General features: G+C 65.4%; 4 protein-coding genes, 1 tRNA gene and 1 pseudogene. 2 read left to right on the top strand and 4 right to left on the bottom strand.

The annotated features are described in order from the left end of the window. Positions 1-457: 457 nt before the first annotated feature. The 4 genes from RMO57_RS13180 to RMO57_RS13165 all read right to left on the bottom strand — a co-directional run bounded on the left by RMO57_RS13180 (position 458) and on the right by RMO57_RS13165 (position 4,533). Positions 458-534, bottom strand: a tRNA-Val gene (locus RMO57_RS13180). 60 nt (positions 535-594) lie between these two features. After that, positions 595-2,883: a RelA/SpoT family protein gene (locus tag RMO57_RS13175; protein WP_414896423.1), complete on the bottom strand. Its 2,289-nt coding sequence runs from the start codon at positions 2,881-2,883 to the stop codon at positions 595-597. 11 nt (positions 2,884-2,894) lie between these two features. Then, positions 2,895-3,791 (bottom strand): alpha/beta hydrolase, encoded by an 897-nt coding sequence (locus RMO57_RS13170; protein ID WP_310387300.1) that lies wholly within the window; start codon positions 3,789-3,791, stop codon positions 2,895-2,897. Between the two features lie 40 nt (positions 3,792-3,831). Further along, the gene (locus tag RMO57_RS13165) at positions 3,832-4,533 is read right to left on the bottom strand and encodes an SIMPL domain-containing protein (protein ID WP_310387298.1); all 702 of its coding nucleotides are present in this window, start codon (positions 4,531-4,533) and stop codon (positions 3,832-3,834) included. Between the two features lie 193 nt (positions 4,534-4,726). Here RMO57_RS13165 and ompR point away from each other — a divergent pair, with 193 nt between their 5' ends. Then, the gene (gene ompR, locus RMO57_RS13160) at positions 4,727-5,464 is read left to right on the top strand and encodes a two-component system response regulator OmpR (protein WP_310387297.1); all 738 of its coding nucleotides are present in this window, start codon (positions 4,727-4,729) and stop codon (positions 5,462-5,464) included. 214 nt (positions 5,465-5,678) lie between these two features. Further along, a pseudogene (locus RMO57_RS13155) lies at positions 5,679-6,136 on the top strand (two-component sensor histidine kinase); the annotation flags it as partial.

The raw sequence follows: 6,136 nt of genomic DNA, 5'->3' as shown, positions 1-6,136 counted from the left end.
TCGTCTGACCAAGGTCAAGCAAGGGCTGCACTTCAGGTTGCGGAGCAGCTGTTGGCGTGCGCACAAAGCGGTTGATCGCCTTGTAGCCCAAAACTGTTTCTTCGCGAACGCCGGGCACCGACCGGGCCTGGGATGGTCACGAGCATCCAGGAAGTACCTTAACCACACGCCTGCGCGCTGGATCAATGCTTGACAGTTGATCCAATGGTGATCCAACAGGCATTCGCTGCGGCGCTGCACACCCAGCGTTCACCCACTGATGGAAGTGGGGGCGGCTAGCGCGTGAACCTCGGGGGTTACCACGGAAAGACGCCAAGGAAAGCCGCCAAGGAAAGACGCCAAGAAGTTAACGTAGCTCGTTGAATACAAAGCATAAAGCCCGGCAGATCTGTGATCTACCGGGCTTTTTGTTTCAACGTTACTTGAAGGTAACGCCTACCGTCTTACTTTCGTATTTTGGTAGGCGCGATTGGACTCGAACCAACGACCCCCACCATGTCAAGGTGGTGCTCTAACCAGCTGAGCTACGCGCCTCAAGAGCTTCGCAGTATAGCCCGCTTTTTGGGGTCCGGCAAGCTTTCCGGATAATTGGCTCTATTTTCTTCGGGCGGAACGCACGCCACCCACCATCGCCACATGGCGCAGTACCTGGGCCAAGCGCCCGGAATCGGCCACCTCAACGGTGAAGTTGGTCCAGATCGTGTGGTCGCTGTGCGCGGACTTCGCCACGCCCCTCACTCCGCCCTTGGGCGTCTGGGTATTGACCGCCGCCACATGCATCTTCTCTTTGGAAAAGACCTCCAGCACGTCGCGCAGCAGGCCTTGGCGCTCGCTCGACTCAACAATCACATCAACCGGATACTGCGCGCCCGTGCCCTTGGCATCGGCCGCACCCGGGCGCCCGCCCCACTCCACCTCAATCAGACGCTCAGCCGCCTTTGCCGCCATCTGCCTGAAGTTGCTGCAGTCAATGCGGTGAATCGCCACGCCTTTGCCGCGCGTCACATAACCGCCAATCACATCGGGCGGCGCCGGCCGGCAACAACGCGCCAGATTGGTCAGCAAGGAGTCCACGCCGACCACCAACACGCCGCCGCGCGGGGTGGTGGCGCCGGCCTTGCTGCGGCGTTGCGCCAGCAGCTCATCGCCGTCGGGCTCAGGCGTCGGCGGGCGCAGCAGCTGCTCGATATTGCGCAGCGAAAACTCGTCCTTGCCGACCACCTCAAACAAGGCGTCGGCAGTTTTGAAGCCGAGCCGGCCGGCCAGGTCTTCCAGCTTGACCGCCGTCTTGCCCTCGCGCTGCAGCAGTTTTTCGACCGCCTCGCGCCCACGTGCCGCGGTCTGGCGCTGCGCCAAGGCATTGAACCAGGCCCGCACCTTGGTGCGCGAACGCGGGCTCTGCAAATAGCCCAACTCGGCATTCAGCCAGTCCAGCGAGGGGCCGCCTTCCTTGGCCGCCGTCACCTCGACCGTCTGCCCGCTCTTCAAGGCGGTGTTCAAGGGCACCATTGCGCCGTCGACCTTGGCGCCGCGGCAGCGGTGACCCAGATCGGTGTGCACCGCGTAGGCGAAGTCGATCGCCGTCGCGCCCGCGGTCAGCTCGACGATGGAGGCCTGCGGCGTGAAGACATAGATGCGGTCATCGAACAGCGCCTGCGCATCGGTTTCGACAAAGTCGCGCTCCCAGGCCAAGAGCTGGCGCAGCACCGACTTGCGGGCCTGCGCGACCTGCTCCTCAAAGTCCCCGGCCGCGACCACGCCGGCATAGCCGCGCGCGCCGGCCTCCTTGTAGGCCCAATGCGCCGCCACACCATGCTCGGCATGCTCATGCATGGCGGCGGTGCGGATCTGCACTTCGACCGGCCGGCCGTCGGCGCCCAGCACCACCGTGTGCAGCGACTGGTAGCCGTTGGGCTTGGGCCTGGCGATGTAGTCATCGAACTCACCCTCGACCGGCGTGTACAGCTCATGCAGCCGGCTCAGCACCGCATAACAGTCCGCCACAGCGGGCACCACCACGCGCAAGGCGCGCAGGTCGAACACACGCGCCAACTCCAGCCGTTTGCCCTGCATTTTTTTATGAATGCTGTACAGATGCTTGGGCCGCCCCTGCACCTGGGCGGCTATGCCCTGGGCCAGCAAATCAGCCTGCAACGCCGAGCGTGCGGCTTCAATGCTCTGCTCGCGGCCGACCCGTGTTTCATCCAGCGCGCGAGCGATCTCCCGGTAGGCCTGCGGCTGCAAAAAGCGAAAGGACAAATCCTCCAGCTCCCATTTGATCTGCCAGATACCGAGCCGGTTGGCCAAGGGCGCAAACACCTGCTGCGACTCCGCCGCCAGGCTTGGCGGGCAGGGCAGCTTGGACAAAGCAAAAAAGCGCAGGGTCTGCAAGCGCGAGGCCAGGCGCAACAACACCACCCGCAGGTCGCGCGAGAAGGCCAGCAGCATCTTGCGCACCCGCTCGGTCTGTTCGGCGCGCGCCGCCACATGCACCTGCGCTTCACGCGCCGCGCGCTGAATCTGCACCAGCCGGCGTGTGTGCATCACCAGGCTGGCATAGGACTCACCGAAGGCCTTGCTGACCACCTCTTCAGGCTTATTCAAAAAGTCGCCGGCGTAGACCAGATAGGACGCCGCCTGCATCGCCGGCGCCGCACCAATGCCGGCCAGAATGGCCGCCACGCCGTCGGCATGCACCAGGGCATCCTCGCCGGTGTCCAGCGGCTGGCCGGCCAGCAAGGGCTCGGCAAAAGCGCGTGCTCGGGCCACCGCATCCAGCGGAGCCATGCCGCCGGATGCGGCACCGCCAACAGGCGTGAGCTCCAGCGTAGGCTCGACCTCCAGCAAACTGACAATCGCGGCCGCCTGCTCAGGCCCGGCCATCAAACCCGTTTTCATACCGTTCCCAAAAACTCCCGCACCACCTCGATCTGATCGTCTTGCACCAGCATCGGTGCGTGGCCGACGCCGGCAAATTCATGCAGACGCGCACGCGGGCCGCGCTGCGTCATCGCCTGCGCGGTGGCCGCCGACTGCAGGTCGGACTCGGCGCCGCGCAGCAGCAAGGTCGGGCAAGTCAAGCTGTCAAAGACCTGCCACAGCGCGGCCGAGCCGGCCTGCGCTGACTCGGCCGACACCTGCGCAAAGGGCAAGGCGATCTTGGGGTCGTAATGCAGGCTGGCGCCCTGCCCGCTGGCGTCCGGCTTGAACATCGGCGCCGACAGGGCCGCCCATTGCGCCGCACTGTGCGGGCCAAAGCCTTGGGAGATGCTGGCTAGATAAGCGCTGCCCTCGGCCACCGAGTCGAAGTGCATGTTTTGACCCAGATAGCCGCCGATGCGCTGCAAGGCCGCGAGGCTGAGCTCGGGCCCCACATCATTCAAGACCATGCGCCGCACCAGACCGGCGGGTTTGGCGGGCAAGGCCGCCAGGCCCATGCCGATCAGCCCGCCCATCGAGGTGCCGACCCAGTCCACCTGCGCCACATCCAGACGCGCCAGCAGCACCACCATATCGGCGACATAGCCGGGGATTTGATAGGCGGCCGGGTTGAGCAGCCAGTCCGAGCGGCCGCGCCCGACCACATCCGGGCAAATCACCCGGTAGCGGTCGCTCATGCGTCGCGCCAAGCTGTCGAAGTCACGCCCCTGGCGGGTCAGGCCGTGCACGCACACCAGCACGGGCGCAGCGCTCACTGCGCCGGCGCCGGTGTAGGCCCATTCCCAATAGGCCATCCGGTGCAGGCCGGTGCCGCTCAGACACTGCAGATACTTCAACTGCGGTTCGCTCATAGTGTTTTAAACCTCCATGGCCCCATCCTAGCAAGCAGATTCAACGTGCCGTCATCAGCACCGAACCGTTCACCGTCACGCTGACCGTCGCCTTGCCGGCTTCGACCGGCAAGGACTCGTCCGTTGACGAGGCCATCGCCTTGAAGCGCATCGTCGGGCGGGCCTCCTGCATATGGCCGGGCTCCGAGCTATTCACCGTGACCTCGCCGATTGAATAGCCGTTGAAACCAAACTGCTTGGCATAGTCGGCCGCGCGCGCTTTGTAGAGCGCAATCGCCTGTACCACCACCTCGGCCTCGGCCTTCTCGCGCTGCTCCTTGGACAAGCTGTAGCCGACCCGCGCAATGCTCATGCTGGTGATACGGCCGGTCAGTTGCGCAATCGCGGCCGTGTCCTTGCCCTCGACCAGCAACTCGGCGCTGCCGGTCCAACCATTGATGCCGCCCTTGGGCGCATAGCGCGGGTAAAGCGAAAAATTGCCGGTCTGCACCTCGACCTGGCCCGGCTTGCCGATCTTGCGGGCCTCGGCCAGGGCACTGTCCAGCGCCTGCTTCAGCTGCGCCTGCACCACGGCGGCGTCGCTGCCCTCCCTGGTGGTCGAGAAGGCAATGCCGAGCACATCGCGCGTGACGTCCACGCTGGCGCTGGCGCTCAAATTGAGCCGGTCCCGGGGCAGCGTATCGGCAGCCGCAAAGGCGGCAGAGGTCAGCGCCATCCAGCCAAAGCAAATCACTTTTTTCATCACCAGCCCTCAATTGATTGAAACCGCCCTGCCAGTGCAGGCACGCAGCGCCTCACTGTACGAGCAGCAATGCACGAATTTGCCTGCGGCCGAGGCCAAGATGTTAATGAACTGTAACCAGCCGTCTGGGCGGCATTCAAACATGCGCAAAGGCGCTGACAATGGCTTTGTTACAAATCGAGGACAGAAGGCCATGACCAGCACGCCCCCTACCCGGCCCAACCGCATCTTGGTGGTCGACGACGACGCCCGCATCCGCGATCTGCTGCGTCGCTACCTGAGCCAAGAGGGCTTCGAGGTCCTGCTGGCCGAGGACGGCCGCGCACTCAGCAAACAACTGAGCCGCGAAACGGTGGACCTGATCGTGCTTGACCTGATGCTGCCGGGCGAAGACGGCCTGAGCATCTGCCGCCGCCTGCGCGCCGCCAATGACCTGACCCCCATCATCATGCTGACCGCCAAGGTCGAAGACGTGGACCGCATCGTCGGCCTGGAGGTGGGTGCCGACGACTATCTGTCCAAGCCCTTCAACCCGCGCGAGCTGTTGGCCCGCATCAATGCGGTGCTGCGCCGCCGGCCGGCGCTGGAGGCGCCGGGCGCGCCGTCCAAGGAGCCGATGACGGTGAATTTCGGGCCCTTCGAGTTCGATCTGGCGCTGCGCCGCTTGTCGCGCGGCGGCGAGGCCCTGCCGCTGACCACCGGCGAGTTCTCGATGCTGAAGGCGCTGGTGCGCCACCCACGCCAGCCGCTGACCCGCGACAAGCTGGCGCAGCTGGCGCGCGGCCGCGACTTTGAGCCCTTTGACCGCAGCCTGGATGTGCAGGTCTCGCGTCTGCGCAAGCTGCTGGAGACCGACCCGGCCCAGCCGCGCTATATCCAGACCGTCTGGGGTGTCGGTTATGTGTTTGTGCCGGACGAGAACCCCGCCTGAGTTTGTTGATGCCTATTTGCCAAAGCCGTTCGCCGGGCCGCCCCAAGAACGGCGGCTGCCGATGTGATCACGGGGCAGCCCCCGTGATCATCGGAGCCCCCACGGGGGGGCGTAGGCGGGAAAGATGTTCCCGACTGCTCGGGAACATCCCGCTGAAGCGCCAGTCGGCATGCATGCCGATTGGCCGGCCGCGCCTGCGCGGACGGGGGGCCTCATGATGGCCCTCAATCTGTTCTGGCGCACTTTTGCGCTCTTGGCTCTCTTGCTGGTCGGCGGCGTGCTGGCCTGGCAGCAGACCTTCAAGGTGCTGGAGGCCGAGCCGCGGGCGCTGGAATCGGCCCAGCAACTGGCTGGCCTGGTCAACCTGAGCCGGGTTGCGCTGGCCGACTCCGACAGCATCAACCGGGTCGCCGTGCTCAGCTCGCTGGCACGCAGCGAGACGGTGCAGGTGCGCGTGGCCGAGTCGCATGACCGCTGGCAGGCCTATGACACCAGCGCTTTCGCCAAGCAGCTGGCCGCCGAGCTGCGCGGGCGGCTCGGGCCCGACACCGTGGTGGCGCGCAGCGTCAACGAGGCACCCGGCCTGTGGGTGCGCTTCAGCATCGGCCCCGACGCCTATTGGCTGCAGACCAGCGCGCGGCCCTTGAGCATCGCCAGCTCGGGCAATAGCTG

Origin of the sequence: Roseateles sp., assembly GCF_031397715.1 — a bacterium.
Classification (GTDB): domain Bacteria; phylum Pseudomonadota; class Gammaproteobacteria; order Burkholderiales; family Burkholderiaceae_C; genus Paucibacter_A.
This window is presented reverse-complemented; position numbering and strand designations above follow the sequence as displayed.

Coding starts and splice junctions, on each gene's coding strand:
- ompR (WP_310387297.1), top strand. CDS start 4,727: ATGACCAGCACGCCCCCTACCCGGCCCAACCGCATCTTGGTGGTCGAC.
- RMO57_RS13175 (WP_414896423.1), bottom strand. CDS start 2,883: ATGGCCGGGCCTGAGCAGGCGGCCGCGATTGTCAGTTTGCTGGAGGTC.
- RMO57_RS13165 (WP_310387298.1), bottom strand. CDS start 4,533: ATGAAAAAAGTGATTTGCTTTGGCTGGATGGCGCTGACCTCTGCCGCC.
- RMO57_RS13170 (WP_310387300.1), bottom strand. CDS start 3,791: ATGAGCGAACCGCAGTTGAAGTATCTGCAGTGTCTGAGCGGCACCGGC.